The 16623-nt window shown below is 52.1% G+C and carries 15 protein-coding genes; 6 read left to right on the forward strand and 9 right to left on the reverse strand.

What is annotated here, in order from left to right:
* Positions 1–208: 208 nt before the first annotated feature.
* Entirely contained in the window at positions 209–1363 is a 1155-nt protein-coding gene (locus tag IE073_RS13980; protein WP_189587162.1) for a VOC family protein, read from the reverse strand.
* Between the two features lie 85 nt (positions 1364–1448).
* On the opposite strand from IE073_RS13980, the gene IE073_RS13985 reads away from it, so the two are divergent.
* Positions 1449–2507 carry a saccharopine dehydrogenase family protein gene (locus tag IE073_RS13985; protein ID WP_189587163.1) on the forward strand — a complete coding sequence of 353 codons (1059 nt, stop codon included), beginning with the start codon at positions 1449–1451 and terminating at the stop codon, positions 2505–2507.
* On the opposite strand, the gene nadC is transcribed toward IE073_RS13985, so the two are convergent.
* The 4 genes from nadC to IE073_RS14005 form a co-directional block, all read right to left on the reverse strand.
* Positions 2504–3367: a carboxylating nicotinate-nucleotide diphosphorylase gene (nadC, locus tag IE073_RS13990; RefSeq protein WP_189587164.1), complete on the reverse strand. Its 864-nt coding sequence runs from the start codon at positions 3365–3367 to the stop codon at positions 2504–2506. The genes IE073_RS13985 and nadC overlap by 4 nt on opposite strands.
* Before the next feature lie 38 nt (positions 3368–3405).
* Entirely contained in the window at positions 3406–4932 is a 1527-nt protein-coding gene (locus tag IE073_RS13995) for an L-aspartate oxidase (RefSeq protein ID WP_189587165.1), read from the reverse strand.
* A 67-nt stretch (positions 4933–4999) separates the two neighbouring features.
* Entirely contained in the window at positions 5000–6181 is a 1182-nt protein-coding gene (nadA, locus tag IE073_RS14000; protein ID WP_373298716.1) for a quinolinate synthase NadA, read from the reverse strand.
* 63 nt (positions 6182–6244) lie between these two features.
* Positions 6245–7390 (reverse strand): beta-ketoacyl-ACP synthase III, encoded by a 1146-nt coding sequence (locus tag IE073_RS14005; protein WP_189587166.1) that lies wholly within the window; start codon positions 7388–7390, stop codon positions 6245–6247.
* Positions 7391–7638: 248 nt separating this feature from the next.
* Between IE073_RS14005 and IE073_RS14010 the strand changes: the two genes are divergently transcribed.
* Together IE073_RS14010 and IE073_RS14015 are read left to right on the forward strand one after the other, a co-directional pair.
* Positions 7639–8865, forward strand: a complete 1227-nt coding sequence (locus IE073_RS14010) for an endo-1,4-beta-xylanase (protein WP_189587167.1) — start codon at positions 7639–7641, stop codon at positions 8863–8865.
* 560 nt (positions 8866–9425) lie between these two features.
* Positions 9426–10433, forward strand: coding sequence for a proprotein convertase P-domain-containing protein (locus tag IE073_RS14015; protein ID WP_189587168.1), 1008 nt, complete (start codon positions 9426–9428; stop codon positions 10431–10433).
* Positions 10434–10967: 534 nt separating this feature from the next.
* Here IE073_RS14015 and IE073_RS14020 read toward each other — a convergent pair.
* From IE073_RS14020 to ygfZ, 4 genes are read right to left on the reverse strand one after another with little or no spacing between them, the layout of a single operon-like run.
* Positions 10968–11591: a DNA-3-methyladenine glycosylase I gene (locus IE073_RS14020; RefSeq protein ID WP_189587169.1), complete on the reverse strand. Its 624-nt coding sequence runs from the start codon at positions 11589–11591 to the stop codon at positions 10968–10970.
* Entirely contained in the window at positions 11588–11971 is a 384-nt protein-coding gene (locus IE073_RS14025; RefSeq protein WP_189587170.1) for an avidin-fold protein, read from the reverse strand. The genes IE073_RS14020 and IE073_RS14025 overlap by 4 nt, the downstream gene beginning before the upstream one ends.
* Complete coding sequence (locus tag IE073_RS14030; protein ID WP_189587171.1) at positions 11968–12435, reverse strand: GNAT family N-acetyltransferase; 468 nt, start codon at positions 12433–12435, stop codon at positions 11968–11970. The genes IE073_RS14025 and IE073_RS14030 overlap by 4 nt, the downstream gene beginning before the upstream one ends.
* 16 nt (positions 12436–12451) lie before the next feature.
* Positions 12452–13222 carry a CAF17-like 4Fe-4S cluster assembly/insertion protein YgfZ gene (gene ygfZ / locus IE073_RS14035; protein ID WP_189587172.1) on the reverse strand — a complete coding sequence of 257 codons (771 nt, stop codon included), beginning with the start codon at positions 13220–13222 and terminating at the stop codon, positions 12452–12454.
* Between the two features lie 313 nt (positions 13223–13535).
* On the opposite strand from ygfZ, the gene rpsL reads away from it, so the two are divergent.
* From rpsL to fusA, 3 genes are read left to right on the forward strand one after another with little or no spacing between them, the layout of a single operon-like run.
* Positions 13536–13907 carry a 30S ribosomal protein S12 gene (gene rpsL / locus IE073_RS14040; RefSeq protein WP_121103013.1) on the forward strand — a complete coding sequence of 124 codons (372 nt, stop codon included), beginning with the start codon at positions 13536–13538 and terminating at the stop codon, positions 13905–13907.
* 12 nt (positions 13908–13919) lie between these two features.
* Complete coding sequence (gene rpsG / locus IE073_RS14045; RefSeq protein ID WP_189587173.1) at positions 13920–14390, forward strand: 30S ribosomal protein S7; 471 nt, start codon at positions 13920–13922, stop codon at positions 14388–14390.
* Positions 14391–14418: 28 nt separating this feature from the next.
* Positions 14419–16503 (forward strand): elongation factor G, encoded by a 2085-nt coding sequence (fusA, locus tag IE073_RS14050; RefSeq protein ID WP_189587174.1) that lies wholly within the window; start codon positions 14419–14421, stop codon positions 16501–16503.
* The last annotated feature ends 120 nt before the right edge of the window (positions 16504–16623 follow it).

Consider the following 16623-nt stretch of genomic DNA (forward strand, 5'->3'; position numbering starts at 1 on the left):
TCAGATTGGAAAATTCTACCGCTTTCATGGCTATTTCACGCGCCCCGACGGGGTGTCTTCATTCGCTTTAATCTGAGCGTTTTTGGCTCTTTCTGCAAATTTTCGGCACGGCGCAACTTGGCCCTCGTCTCGTTACGATCATTGGCATTAACGCGTTAGGCGGAATTTGACACAGTTCGGTGAGCGTAAGTTTGACGCGTGTGGGAGCTCAGGTCGCGTTGGCATAGAGATCAAACATATCAAGGACAGGCTTACCCAAGGCCGTTTCAAAAGCGGCCTGGTTGCCTGTTGCTTCTAAGCTTTCGACATCTTCGGACTCTCGTAAGTTTGATTTGAATATCCCAGCGGCGCTCACAGGTAAGAAGTCTTCATAGGTGACTGGCTCGCCCTCTGCGTTGAAATAAGCGAGCTTTTGATCTCGCAATGCAGCGATGTCATCCGGGAAACTTGAAAAATCCTTCGAGGCGAGACATTGATCATAGAGCGCTCTGCCTTTGGGGGTAAGGGCTGCACCACGTTGCTCTATTTCACCGAAGCGTGCCGTATGTTCAGCGGATTCCCAGCCTATGTCTGTTTGGAAGTCCACGGTTTCAGTGAGCGCCTTGAACGCTGTTTGGCGCAGCAGAATTGGAACATTGCGCCGTGGCGGGCCTTCAATGGTATCTTTGATGTCCATGCCTTCGGCAGCCATCATGTGATGAGCCGCGTCAATGTCAGCGACGCGAGGGGTTAGATGGTTCATATGCGGTCCTTGAAAAGACACGATGTCCGCGATCAAAGGGTGCTCGGATTTTAGTAACTTGTAAGTCGCCAAATCAACATGAGCGCGCTTTCGCCACGCAAAGATTGCGACGGCTTCGCGCACGAACGCGTCGCCTTGATCGTCTGTCAGCCCGCCTTGGTTTTCCGCCAAGTCGAGCAAACGGTGTCCTTCTTCGGATAATATTGACCGCGTGTTCAACGCCAACTCAGCTGTCTCGCGAAGAGGGGCTGAGATCATATCGAGGCGAAGCAAACTGGTGAACATGCGAAACGGGCTGGTATTGAAACCCTGGTCGGTGATCGGGCGAAATGCGGTGGAATGGACGGGGAGCCCCGCCACAGAGAGATCGTAATATCCAACAGGATGCAGGCCGAAAATCTCAAAGACGCGTGCAATCAGGTGTAGCTCCGACGCCGTCCCCAATCGGATCGCGCCATGGCGCTCGCCTTCGCTCCGTATCCCCTCGTGCTCGGCATTGATACGTCCAACGATATCGATGAGCGTGCCATAGGCCGGAACTTCGGTGCGATACATATCCGAAAGCGCTTGCGAAAAATCTGCGCGCAAATGATCGGAATGGCGAAATGCTTGTGTTGTCATATGAGTACTTTGCGCTCTTGAGTTCGCATTGAAAACCCCGCAGAGGCATTTTTCATCTCAAAACTTTGAGGCAGGGAGTCGCGCCATGAAATCGATCGCAGTTTTAGGTCTGGGTAAGGTAGGGCGTCTCGCTGCTCAGCTCCTCTTTGACAGTGAATTTGAAGTTGTCGGCGTGGATAGCGCTGCCGACCCGAAAACCTTCCCGCATGAAGTTGCCGCGATTGACGTCACAGACGCGCAGGCACTCGGAGACGTGTTTGACCGCGTCGACGCCGTCTTATCATGTCTGCCCTATCATCTGAATATTGGCGTTTCTAATGTGGCGCATAGCAAAGGCATTCATTATTTTGACCTGACCGAAGATGTTCCGACGACCAACCACATCCGTGACCTGGCTAAAACCTCGAAAGGCCTCATGGCGCCTCAATGTGGTCTGGCCCCAGGATTTGTGGGCATTGTTGGCGCGGACCTCATCGCAAAATTTGATGAATGTCGCTCTTGTCGGATGCGGGTTGGGGCTTTGCCGCAAAACCCGACGGGTCTGATGGGGTATGCTTTCAACTGGTCGCCGGAAGGCGTGGTGAATGAGTATCTCAATGATTGTGAAGTCATCGAAAATGGCGAACGTAAATTGGTTTCGGCAATGGAGTGGCGCGAGAAAATTTTTATCGAAGGTCTCGAGCTAGAAGCGTTTACGACGTCGGGTGGTTTGGGCACCATGTGTGAAACCTATCTGGGGAAAGTCGCCAACCTTGATTACAAAACTATGCGCTATCCTGGCCATTTCGATCTCATGAATTTCTTCTTTCATGAGTTACTGATGCGGGAAGATCGTCAAAGGGCGGGTGAAATTTTGATCAATGCGAAACCGCCCGTCGATCAGGACATCGTATATGTTCACGTTGCCGCCGAAGGTATGATTGACGGTAAGCTATCTCGCAAAGAATTTGTGAATGGTTATAAGCCGTTGATAATTGCGGGCAAAAGCCGGACTGCCATTGCATGGACAACGGCTGGCTCTGTCGTGTCTGTGATCGAGCTCGTGCGCGAAGGGAAGCTACCTGCAAAGGGTTTCCTGAAGCAGGAAGACATCTCTCTGGACGCGTTGCTTTCTACCCGAACAGGTAGTTTCTACACGCGCTAAGCGGCGTCCATGCCAATGTCAAAGTTTGGCGCGCTGTGAGTTAGTGCGCCAATCGAGATCACGTCTACGCCAGTCTCGGCCAAATCTTTCACCGTGCGTAAATTGACACCGCCGCTGGCTTCTAAGGTGGGGGTGCGTCCATCAAATTCTCGCGCGATCGCGACAGCTTTCTTCAGCATATCCGCATCCATATTATCCAAAAGAACCACGTCAGGGCCCCAAACCAGAACCTTTTTGAGCTGATCTAAAGTATCTACTTCGACGCTGACTTTGATCATGTGATCTGCGTTTTTCTTAATCGTTCCAAGCGCCGCGTCGACGCCGCCCGCCAAAGCAATGTGGTTGTCTTTGATCATAATCGCCGCAGAGAGGCTTTCGCGATGCGTGAAACCGCCACCTGCGAGAACAGCCTGTTTTTCCAATGCGCGAAGGCCCGGCGTTGTTTTGCGGGTGGCCGCGATGCGCGCGCCCGTCCCAGCTATTTTTTCGACATAGCGTGAGGTCAAGGTGGCTACGCCAGACATGCGTCCGAGAAAGTTTAAGGCAACGCGCTCTGCCGACAAAAGCGATCGTGACGGCCCTGAAATTCGCGCCACAATATCGCCCTCAACAACTTTGGACCCTGTTGGCTTAATAATCTCAAAAGTCACATTTGGATCGACAAGGCCAAAGGTTAACTCGGCGGCTTGCATGCCCGCGATCATACCATCTTCGCGGGCGCGCATGACTAGGGAGCCGGTTGCGCTCTCGGGAACCAAAAGGCGGGCTGTTACATCGCCGCTATTGCCGAAGTCTTCGGCCAAGGCCCGCTCGACCATGGGGCGAATGACGATGTGCGGGAGTGGTGTCAAATTTGTCATAAAATCTTTCGGTCTCTGTCTGCAGAGAAGGGGTTTTATCAGTCCAAACGATCATAGGTCAGATAGCTCGACACCGCGTTTTCTGCCATCTCTGGGAAATCTTCACGGAAATGACCACCGCGTGATTCTTCGCGGGCGAGGGCACATGCCGCGATGACGCGCGAGGCGACGAGTGGGTTGGCGCGTCCAACTTTGTTAATCAGGCTATCAATCAAATCGATCAGTTCGTTTAACTTTTTCGCGTCACGGCGAACACCACATTTCGCCGTCATGGCATTGCGAAGTGTTTGGCTGACATCCTTGCCCATAGACAGCCAAGGTTGGATGCGAATAGTGCCCGCGCGCCTCTCCGCCCAGTCTCGCCCTTTGATATAGTCGGCCGCGCGTCCGCCAAAGACGACGGCTTCCAGTAGTGAGTTTGACGCCAATCGGTTTGCGCCGTGGACGCCCGTCGCGCTACATTCGCCAATGGCGAGCAGGCTGTCGAGTGAGGTTTGGCCGAAGCTATCCGTCGCCAATCCTCCCATGTGATAATGCACAGCGGGGGCGACAGGGATAAGGGCCGTTCGCGGGTCAATGCCCGCGCTCATGCAGCTTTTAAAGACGGTCGGGAATTCTTCATCGAAATGACTGCCGATAGCCGTGCGGCAGTCGAGATAGGGCTGTCGACCCGCTTCGATTTCGGCGAAAATTGCACGGGCCACATCATCACGCGGCGCAAGTTCGCCTTGCTCGTGATAATTCGGCATGAAGCGCACACCGTTCACATCGGTCAAGACCGCGCCTTCACCCCGCAGGGCTTCGGTTGCCAGTGGCGCAGGGTCGCGGCCGATGTCAATGGCGGTAGGATGGAACTGGACAAATTCCATGTCCCGCATTTTTGCGCCGACAACGGCCGCCATGCCGAGTGCGTCACCCCGCGCTGTGCGAGGGTTTGTCGTGACAGCAAATAATCCACCAACGCCGCCCGTTGCCATAACAGTTATATCGGCTTCAATGCCGAGGAGGGAGCCATCGTCATTTCGCGCCAATGCGCCAGCGATTGCGCCATTTCCGTCTTGCAAAAGGCTTTCGGCGCGCCAGCCGATGAGGCCTGTGACATGTTCGGCTGCACGGGTACGTTCGACCATGATATTTATAATTTCTCGTCCTGCCGTGTCGCCTTTGACGCGCGCCACACGTGGCATCGAATGGGCAGCTTCGAGCGAGAGGTAGAGCTCGCCTTTATCATTGCGATCAAAGGGAACGCCCAGCGCATCCAAGTCGTGAACCCGTGCGGGGCCTTCCGTCGCGAGAATTCGGGCTATCTCTGGATCAACGAGTCCATCACCCGCCGCAATTGTATCTCTGGCATGGCTCTCAGCCGAGTCCTCAGCCGATAGCGCAGCCGCAATCCCGCCCTGCGCCCAAGCGCTCGCCGCGCCGACAGAGGACCGCCGTGAGGTGAGGACATAGACCTGACGCGGCGCAAGTTTCAGCGCGAGGTAAAGTCCAGCGAGCCCAGCGCCGACAACGAGGACTGCTCCTGCAGGGAGGCGTTTTGTGTCGAGGTGTCCTAGGGTCATGAATGGCTTTTAACGGATGGACAGGTAACGTCCAATTTATTCTATCTCGCGGTAGATTACCTCGGGATCAAATAACCTTCACGTCTTTAATCGGAAGCTCTGGATGGAAGTGGCCTTTGGCCGGGTCGAATTTTACCTCGATCATGTCTTGAACCGCTTTGAAAGCTCTCAGGCGCTGATCCTCCGGAATAAAAATCTCATTGGTTTCATTGAGCAGGCACTCGTAGATATTTTCGAGGGTGATGCGTTTCATGTGCGGGCAGAGGTTACAAGGCCGCACAAAGTCAGTCTCTGGATTTGCCATGGCGACATTGTCGGACATCGAACACTCGGTCAGTAGAATAACGTTTTGCGGCTTATGATCAGTGACATAATCGCTCATGGCTTTCGTTGACCCCGTAAAGTCCGACTCCGCGACGACTTCTGGCGGACATTCGGGATGGGCGAGAACGACCACACCTGGATGAGCAGCCCGCATGTCTCGGACATCTTCGGCAGAGAAGCGTGCATGGACTTCACAGCGACCATGCCATGCGATGACTTCGACATCGGTTTGCTTGGCGACGTTTTTGGCGAGGAATTCATCTGGTAGCATGATGACTTGGTTCACGCCCCATTCTTTTGTGATGTGTTCGACAATCGCGACCGCGTTGGACGAGGTACAGCAAATATCGCTCTCGGCTTTCACATCGGCGGATGTGTTCACATAGGTCACTACTGGAACGCCGGGGTAGCGTTGCTTGATAAGGCGAATGTCAGCGCCTGTGATGGAGGAGGCAAGGGAGCAGCCCGCGCGCATGGACGGAATGAAAACCCGCTTAATTGGGCAAAGGATTTTTGACGTTTCCGCCATGAAATGCACCCCACCTTGGATGATCATTTCCGCGTCTGTCTTAGTCGCTTCAATAGCAAGACCCAGCGAGTCGCCAACATAATCGCCGACCAATCCGAAGATGTCTGGCGTCATATAATTATGGGCGAGAATAACGGCGTTCTTCTCTTTTTTGAGCGTGTTAATGGCGTGGACGAGCGGCGCGTAAGCTGGCCATTCAAACTTTGGAATAAAATCGGAGACTTGCTCGTAAAGGTGGTCCGTCGCGGCTTTTACCTCATCGGTATATTCCAACCCTTTAGGCATGCCATCGAGGTCTTTGCCGGGCACAGCGCAAACGCCATTTTCGACCTCAAGTGTCTGGCCAATCCAGCGGCCATTTTCCCAATTGATGAGTTCCTTGCCCAAAACAGCAATCTCCTAAGTGGTTCGTCTTAAAGTATATATAGGAGGCCTGACGGCGTCAGACCAGCGGAAAGCCTACGCCACGCGCCGCACGAAAATAGCACCCGCCGAATATCCCGCGCCAAATGAGCAGATGAGGCCTGTTTCGCCGTTCTTGAAATCATCACTGTATTTATGGAAGGCGATGATTGAGCCAGCAGAACTAGTGTTGGCATATTCATCTAACACGACTGGGGCTTGTTCGATTTCGACATCTTTGCCGAGGACTTTTTTCGCGATTAAAACATTCATGTTGAGGTTGGCTTGGTGCAGCCACATGCGTTTCAGGTCATTTGGGTCTATGCCGTATTTCGTGCTTTGTCCTTTGATTAGATTGGCGACCATCGGCACGACTTCTTTGAATACGCTGCGTCCATTTTGTACGAAGAGCTTATCAGTTAAGCCACGCTTCCCGCGATCACCGTGCATTCCATCATCTTCAGGGGCTGTGTGGTTCAAAAAGCCGAAATTGTTGCGGATGTTGTTTGAGAATTGAGTCACCAGTTTCGCGCCGATAATTTCCCAATGCTCAGTGGGCGCGACGGAAATGTCTTCGACGAGAATCGCTGTGGCGACATCGCCGAAAATGAAATGGGCGTCCCGGTCTTTGAGGTTCAAATGCGCGGTGCAGATTTCTGGGTTCACGACGAGAACCGATTTGGCCTGTCCACCCGCGATCAATCCGCGTGCTGTCTCAATACCAAACGTCGCGCTCGAACAAGCCACGTTCATGTCAAAGGCGAAACCTGATGTTCCGAGCAGGTCTTGGACTTCCACAGCAACGGCCGGGTAGCCGCGTTGCAGATTCGAACATGCGACAATCACGGCGCCAACATCTTCGGGTTTGCGGCCCACTCTTTCCAGCGCTTGTTTTGCGGCACTGACAGCCATTTCCGCAAGAATGGACGGCTCTTCGTTTGAGCGAGCCGGGATGCGGGGTGCCATGATTTCGGGGTCCAGCATCGGCGCTTTGGAGATCACGAAACGGCTTTTGATACCTGAGGCTTTTTCAATGAAGGCCGCATTTGAATGGGTGAGGGCGTCTTTTGTTCCCGCTTCAATCTCTGCGGCATTATCTGTGTTCCACTTATCGACGTAAGTGTTAAAGGCCTCGACGAGCTCATCGTTGGAAACTGAGTCTTTTGGTGTCCACAAACCTGTGGAAGAAATAACGGCGGTCACGCAGTGTCCCCTCGGGATTTTTGATAGCCTCCACGCTATGCCTGCCCCCTTCCGTCGTCACAAGACCAGATTTCGGTCAATTGCGGTCGCAGACCCCTTGGCATGAGGTGTGCAAGGCTTTGCTGGTGTCTACGCAATTAGGGTTGTGTTTAGGATATAAAGAAGCGCTGAATTAAGGGTCTTTGGGTAGGTCCCTATGGATACGTTCCCTGACCAAGTCCGCCTTAACTGAAAGTTTTGAGATTAATATGTTGACGTTTACGGCCAGAGATAGATTGAAATTACTGGGTGGTGGAGCGTCCCTGCTCTTGGCGGGTTGCGGTGGCGGATCGACCGCGCTGCCGCCAGTTGTCACGGAAACACCCCCAACACCAACGCCAGCGCCCGCCCCAGCGCCTGAACCGGCCCCCGCGGGCGATACGGGCGGCTTGGCCGCTGGTTCGTTGCGCGATAGTTTCCAAACCGACTTTAAAATCGGCAGTGCGCTCTCAAGTTTTCAACTCACCGATGACAATCTGTCGGCTGGCTTGACTCTGTCCCAATTTAATAGCGTGACGCCCCTGTTCCAGCTTAAGGCAGATGTTCTGGCACCACGCGAAGGTGAATTCGATTTTGCAGAAGCAGACCGGCTCGTGGATTGGGCGCTTGCCAATGGGATGGAAGTCCGCGGTCATGCATTAGTCTGGCATGAGGCGACGCCCGCATATTTTTTCCAAGGGTCACGCGCCGAAATCCGCGCGCGACTGGAAACCTATATCCGGACAGTGGTCGAACATTTTCGCGGACGGATTGCGATCTGGGATGTCGTCAATGAAGCGGTTTCCGTAGATCTGTTTAGCGGTGATCAAGGCGTTGGTCCGGACCGCCGTACCGAATGGTTTGAGGCCGTGGGTAATGCGGATTACATTGATTGGGCGTTTCTAGCCGCGCGTGACGCCGACCCAAATGCCTTGTTGTTTTTCAGCGATTACGAAACCGAAAATGCGCGAAAGCGTGTTTGGCTGCTTGAAATCCTCCAACGTTTGCAGGACCGAAATATTCCGATTGATGGAGTTGGTCACCAATTTCACTTACAATTAAATGGTCAAGCTCCGCTAATTTTGGATGCTATTGACGATGTCGATGACCAGTTCATGGGCCTCATCAATCACGTCACGGAATTAGACGTAAATTTCTATCAGAATCCTGGCTCTTGTTGGGTGTCTCAGACAAATTGTGAACCCGATATTGGGCCTGTCGCCCCAGTTGAAATGCTGGCCGCGCAAGCGCAGCTTCTGAGAGATGTTTTTGACGGGCTACGCCAACGTCCAAGCGTGACATCTGTTACTACATGGGGCGTGATCGACAGCGATAACTGGTTAAACACGAACCCGATTGAACGCTTCAATTACCCGCTGCTTTTCGACCGTGAAGGTGAACCGAAACCCGCGCTATGGGCCATCATCGATCCAGATTACGTTATACCAACGCAATAGCCCGCACAGGGGTTATTGTGGGCGATTGTCAATGGCCTATCGATCATCGCAATTCTGTCTCTAGGCGGGACAGTCCGCGTGGCCGATATTCGCGATGGGATACCAGAATAAATTTTGTTTACGCGGGTATCAGAAACTGACCTGCTAGGTTAATCGGCAGGGGGCGATGGTTGTTGATGCAACTGTCCGCTCGATTCGCTTTAGCGAAATACGCTCAGACCTACAGTCAAATGTTCCGGCCAGACACTACCGTCTCTATCCGATAGGCTTCGGTTTAGGATCGAGCCGTCAGCGCTCATCGCAAAAGTTTCAGCATATTTGGCTCTCAAACCAGGTCGATCAACCCGGATCGCTCAACCTCACCGTACTCCGGATCAGCCGGTGAGCGCCTACCTGTCTCATGATCGAAAGCGGGAGTTACTCGTTTATTCTATTTTAAGTAGTATCGCTAATTGTGCCCTTACGGACCGCTGACGTGGTCAAATTATCTTGTGTTGGTGAGATCTGGGAATGAAGCGTGAAATTGGCGAAGTGTACCGACCGCAGCACGGGCGCTGGCAATGACGTCCAACCGTTCTGAAATACAGACCGAAAGCAAATTTTGTGTTCCGCGTGCCCTCGCAGCGGTCTTCGCTTTGGCGGTGTCGCAGGGGGTGTCAGACCACGCGTGGGCGTCTCCTATTACATTTCCTGCGACCGTACCACAGGCATATGGTAACACGACGCCTTGTGGAACACCGCTCACTGGGACGATCAACGTCCCTGATAACTTCACAATTACCGATCTGAACGTTAGATTCGTCGCTAGTCATACTTGGCGAACAGATACAAACCTCAGCATCACCTCGCCGAACAACACTGTGGTTCGACTGCTGGTCGGTGCCTATGGCGCGAGTCTCGCAAACTATAACGTGACGTTTGATGATGCCGCCGGCGTTGTCGTCGATACGGGGTCTCACGCGAACAATCAGGTCGTCACGGGCCCAGGGGTCAGCGTGCGCTCAGAATCCGACTTATTGTCTGATTTTAACGGCGAGGATGCCCAAGGTAATTGGACGTATAGCATTTGCGATGTTTATACGCCCAGCGACAATGGTTCGATGTCAAACCTGTCGCTCATCTTTGATGTGCCACCTGATTTAGACGCGGATAAATCCGTCGCGGTCTATGAAGTCGGTGGGTATTCATTGCCTGGAACTGACATGATCTACACCATTAGCGCGACCAATACCGGGCTGGGAACCGTCGATTCAGACAGTATGGTTTTAATCGATTCCATTCCGGCGGAACTTATCTTCTACAATGGAGATATGGATGATGCAGGGACGGCGACGACAGACCCCGTTGCGTTCTCGGAGACAGGTTCAGGGTTGACGCTGACGTATGCCAACGACGTTGGATATTCTGATTCCGCAACGCGCCCGACAACCATGGCAGACTGTACCTATGTGCCCTCTGCAGGATATGATGAGAATGTAAAACATATTTGCATGAACCCCAAAGGGGAGTTTTTGGCTGGTACCCCAGACCCAACATTTGCTGTCTCGTTTAGAGCCAAATTGAAATAGGGTTCCCAGTCGTTAAAACAGCTCAAGATTAGGATAAATATTTGCAGGCCTGTTAAGGCCTGCGATTATTGTTACTGAAGACTGCCAAAAGTCATTTTTGTCAGATAATCGTGAGGTCATCTGAAAGACGGAAGGGTTTTTATGCCCTTCCATGCAATATGGTGGATTTGACGAGGCCCATTTTAATCCAGTGAATCCAGCCTAATTAAATAGAATGATCATTCCATTGAAATTTTAAAATTCCAGACATGTGTTCTCACTTTCATTGTTGTGGCTTAATTGCCCTAATATTCGTGAGTTGTCTGATGCATCTGACCAGAAAGTTTTCGCCCCGCAGTGTTTTTTTGGAGGTAATCATTTGCCGATTTGTCAATTAACAATCAAATTTTGACGGAGGGCGAAGTCCCGTCGTGTCGAATTAATTAATCTGCATCAAGAAGCCTGAGGTCGCTCAGACTGGGCGTTTCAAAGAATCGCTGATGCGCGAATCCGACCGTCCTTTGGCCTCGTGGAAATAGGGTTGACCCGTCCGCCCTAAACCTTGCGCGTGTCTTGACACGCTGCATGCACGTGGCAATCCGTTGAATGATCATTGATCATACCGACCGCTTGCATGAAGGCGTATAGGATCACAGGGCCGACGAATTTGAAGCCGCGTTTTTTCAAGGCTTTGGACATCGCCTCCGACTCGGGGGATTTGACCGGGGCATCTTTGAATTCCGCCCAACTATTTTGGATCGGAGCACCCCCCACGAAGTCCCAGAGATATTCCGAAAAATCGACGCCTTCATTGCGCATCTGAACATAGATTCTAGCATTATTGATAGTCGCGTTGATTTTCGATTTTGACCGAATGATGCCTTTATTGTCTAGCAGGCGCAGTACATCGCTCTCATCATATTGGGCGACGATATCTGGGTCGAAGCCGTCATAGGCTTTCAAAAAATTATCACGCTTGCGCAAGATCGTAATCCAGGCGAGGCCTGCTTGCTGTCCGTCTTGGATCAGTTTCGAAAATAAGGCCTTAGGATCTCGAATAGGTCGGCCCCATTCTGAGTCATGATAATAACAATAGAGTCGGTCAGTCGGCGGGACCCACCCACAGCGCGGGACATCGGCGTGATCGTAGTCTTCTGGGACATGTGTAAGGACGTTCATCTGTGCTGTGCCGCCTCGACGACTTCGATATATTTTGACGCCCCGGATCCTTCCCCGCCCGACACCCACACCCAGTCTAAGGCCATACTGATTTGGCCGTCATCGGAAAGTGTGAACTGTGCCTCTGCGCGTCCAGCCTTCAAGGCGTCATTTTTAGTGATGCAATGATAGAGCAATTGCGCGGTGCGATTATGACTAAACCGCCCAATGATATGGCCTTGGGCAATGTCTCCGCCGCTGTAAACAGCCTGAAATTGCTCGCCAACCTGTGTGAAGTGAAATTCCGTCCGATCATCAACGACGCCCCCCGCACTGTTTTCAATCGGAATGAAGACCCGCCCATCTAGATTGATGTCGCGATTGTCGTTCGAGGGATTCATAAGTGTTTTTCCATGCCTATATTGGCACGGGCATAAACGGGATGCGGGCCTTCGTGATTTACGGTCCAACCATTGCGCGCATAAAGACGCAAGGCCGCTTCGTTTTTTGTGTTGGACAGTAGAAATAGGTAATCAAGACCCAGCTCATTTTTGGCAAAGGACTCGATGGCCGTCATGAGGTGCTGGCCGATGCCTTTTCCGCGATAGATTCCATCGACCGCCATTTTCGTCAATTCATACCGTCCGTCGGGGTGGAGCTTCAGCGCACAAGCCCCTGCGATTTCCCCATCGATATGCGCGGAAAAAACGTGGTTTCCGTTCTGGGTATAAATTTCGGGATGCGCGACCATCAACTTGTCGCTCTCTTCTAAGAAGTGAAGGTCTTGAATCCATTCTGCATTGAGCGCCGCGAAGCGGGGCAGGGCGGATACGTCATTGCGGCGGATGTCTAAGGCGTCAGTCATGGCGGGAAGCTTAGCCTTAGTGATCCTGTCCGTCCACGGCGTTCATAACTTGAACGGGCGCGCCATTAAGAGTGAGCTCGAAGGCCGCATCGCGCAGACGGTCGAGGCGGATCATGGCCATGCCCAATTTTTGATGAGTGCTGAGGACGTCTCCGATAACGCGCTCATCGGATAGAATGCGATCGCCAGCCTTTGCTTCGCCCTCGAATATAATGCCGCGCATCCGTTTCTTGACGGTAGTCATCCGTTTCATGCGACTTACGACTTCTTGACCGACAAAACAGCCCTTTGAAAAATTCACGCCGTGCAGCAAATCCATATTGGCGTCGGCGGGAAAGACTTTGACGGTTTCGAAATCCCACTGGCTATCTGGTACGCCAAGGGAGAGGCGGTGGGCATTGTAATCACCAACCGATTCTCTGACTGACTCCGTTAAAAGCCGATTCCCCAAGGCAGGATGCCGCGGATCGGGCTGACCCTCCATGTCGTCTTCATTCCAGATCGCATAGACATGCAGGGCTGTTTCTTCGATCTCAATGGGTGCGCGTAGACGATACATTCGCAGGCGTTTATATAAGTCCGCCGCAAATTTTGTCGGTGTCTCCACCAAAAAGGCTTCGCCGTCTTGATGGACAAAGAAATCGGCGATAATCTTGCCCTGTGGCGTCAAAAGCGCAGAAAAAGTGGTGTTTGAGCTGAGATCATTGGTGATTAGCCCTGAAAACCAATCTTGGAGCCCTTCCCCAGAGAGACGAAAGACAGTACGCGGGAGCTGTTGTATTGACATGGTTGGGATATGGGACCCGCCGCTCACTCTCGCAAGCGTTAGAATTGGGTTTCTAACCGGCACCGACCCGCCCCAGAATCCACAGCCACCCTGTTGACGTCTGAAGAATCCCTGCGTATATGGCCGCTCGTTGATAGGCATGTCGTCCAGAGGTCACTCTGGAAACCTTGTTTAAGACGAAGATTAAAATACGAAATTCAAGCCATTATGCCCCGCTTCGCGGGTAAAGGTGGTTTTTTTAGCGAATAGCCGGCTCCGCGGAAAATGATTTCCAGCGGTGATGGGCTTTTTGCGTATCTGTGCAGGACTTTAGATGCCAACTATTCAACAGCTGATCCGGAAACCCCGGAAAGACAAACGCAAGCGGAACAAAGTTCCAGCGCTCGAGGCTTGTCCTCAGAAGCGCGGCGTCTGTACCCGTGTTTATACAACAACGCCAAAGAAGCCGAACTCGGCTCTTCGTAAAGTTGCTAAAGTACGTCTCACAAACGGTTTTGAGGTTCTCTCATACATCCCAGGTGAGGGACATAACCTCCAAGAGCATAGTGTTGTGCTCATCCGTGGTGGTCGTGTGAAAGATTTGCCGGGCGTGCGTTATCACGTTCTTCGTGGTGTCCTCGATACGCAGGGCGTTAAAGATCGTAAGCAACGTCGTTCGAAATACGGCGCGAAGCGTCCTAAGTAAGGAGACTGATACATGTCACGTCGTCACCGCGCTGAGAAACGCACAATTCTCCCAGATGCTAAGTTTCAAGACTTGATCCTGGCTAAATTCATGAACGCCATCATGCTTGATGGTAAAAAGTCTACTGCAGAATCCATCGTCTATGGCGCAATGGATATCGTTGAAGATAAAGCTAAAACAGAGCCGCTTCGTGTGTTCCACGACGCGCTTGAAAACATTAAGCCAGCTGTTGAAGTTCGCTCCCGCCGTGTTGGTGGTGCAACTTATCAGGTGCCTGTCGAAGTTCGTCCAGAGCGTCGCCAAGCCTTGGCTATTCGTTGGTTGGTGAAAGCGTCCCGTTCACGGAACGAAAACACAATGCGCGAGCGCCTTGCAGGTGAACTCCTCGACGCCTCCAACAATCGCGGTTCTGCCGTGAAGAAACGTGAAGACACGCATAAGATGGCTGAAGCCAACCGCGCGTTCTCTCATTACCGCTGGTAAGCACAACTAATACCTAGGACTGACTGTCATGGCTCGCGAATACGATCTCAAAGACTACCGGAACTTCGGTATCATGGCCCACATTGATGCGGGCAAAACAACATGTACCGAACGGATTCTCTACTACACTGGTAAGAACCACAAAATCGCAGAAGTCCATGATGGCGCAGCCACTATGGATTGGATGGAGCAAGAGCAAGAGCGTGGCATCACGATCACCTCTGCTGCTACGACTTGTTTCTGGGCTGGTAAGCGTTTGAACATTATTGACACACCGGGTCACGTTGACTTCACAATTGAAGTTGAGCGTTCCCTGCGTGTTTTGGATGGTGCTGTTGCGCTTCTTGATGCCAACGCTGGTGTTGAGCCGCAGACTGAAACCGTTTGGCGTCAAGCTGATAAGTATCAAGTCCCGCGTATGATCTTCATCAATAAGATGGATAAAACTGGCGCTGATTTTTACGCGTCTGTTCAGTCGGTCAAAGACCGTCTTGGCGGAAATGCGCTCGAAATGCAGCTTCCAATCGGCTCTGAAGTCGATTTCAAAGGTGTTGTCGATCTCGTAAAGAACGTCGCCTACACATGGCCTGATGATGCAGACTTGGGTGCGAAATACGACACAGTCGAAATTCCTGATGATATGAAGGAAAAGGCTGCTGAGTATCGTACAGCTTTGATTGAAGCCGTCGCCGAAATGGATGACGCGGTCATGGAGAAGTACTTCGAAGGTGAAATGCCTGACGTTGAAACGATCCAGTCGCTTGTCCGTAAGGCAACGATTGCGAACAAAGTCGTTCCAGTATTCTGCGGTACAGCCTTCAAGAACAAGGGCGTTCAGCCTTTGCTCGATGCTGTTGTGGCTTATTTGCCATCCCCGCTGGATATTAAAGCGATTAAAGGTATCGACACCAAGACTGGTGAAGAGGTTGCGCGCCCATCTTCTGATGAAGAGCCGCTCTCTATGCTCGCATTCAAAATCATGAACGATAAGTTCGTGGGGACGCTGACGTTCTGCCGGATCTATTCAGGTAAGCTGGAAACAGGGACGACGCTTTTGAACTCTGTTAAAGAGAGCAAAGAGCGCGTTGGTCGGATGATGATGATGCATTCGAACGATCGTGAGGACATTCAGGAAGCTTATGCTGGCGATATTATCGCTGTTGCGGGTCTGAAGCGTACCACAACAGGTGACACACTTTGCGACACGCAAAACCCAGTCATTCTAGAGCGTATGGAATTCCCAGATCCAGTTATCGAAATCGCCGTTGAGCCGAAATCCAAAGCTGACCAAGAAAAACTAGGTGTTGGCCTCCAGCGTCTAGCTGCTGAGGATCCCTCTTTCCGCGTCACGACTGACCATGAATCGGGTCAAACCATCATGGCGGGTATGGGTGAGCTTCACTTGGATATTCTTGTTGATCGTCTTCGTCGCGAATTTGGCGTTGAAGCGAATATCGGTCAGCCGCAAGTGGCTTATCGTGAAGCGCTCGCTGCTCCAGTCGACATCGATTACACGCATAAAAAGCAGTCTGGTGGTTCTGGACAGTTTGGTCGCGTCAAAATTCGCTTCATGCCGCTTGAGCCAGGCGAAGGTATCGTCTTCGAGTCCGCTGTTGTTGGTGGTAATGTGCCGAAGGAATACATTCCGGGTGTTGAAAAAGGTATTCGTACCATGGCTGAGACGGGTCTATTGGCTGGTTTCCCAGTTATCGACTTTAAAGCTGAGCTTTATGATGGGGCTTACCATGATGTTGACTCATCGGTCATGGCTTTCGAAATCGCCGCCCGTGCTGCGTTCCGTCAGATCAAGGTTGAGGGTAAGTTAAAGCTTCTCGAGCCGATCATGAAGGTCGAAGTCGTAACACCTGATGAATACATGGGTGACGTGATTGGTGACTTGAACTCCCGTCGCGGCATGATCGAAGGCACTGAGATGCGTGGCAATGCCAACGTGATTAACTCGATGGTGCCTTTGGCCAACATGTTCGGCTACGTGAATGATCTGCGCTCCAAAACACAGGGTCGCGCTCAGTTCACGATGACTTTCGATCACTATGCTGGCACACCGCAAGCGGTTGCTGATGAAGTTATCTCCAAGCAGGGTGGTGCATAAGCGCCGCCTGAGCCCGTCCGGGTATATTAGTTAAACCTCACAAAAACAGAGGAGCCAGTCATGGCAAAAGAGAAGTTTGAACGTAATAAGCCGCATGCGAACATCGGCACAATTGGTCAC

This window comes from Litorimonas cladophorae (assembly GCF_014652455.1).
Classification (GTDB): Bacteria; Pseudomonadota; Alphaproteobacteria; order Caulobacterales; family Maricaulaceae; genus Litorimonas; species Litorimonas cladophorae.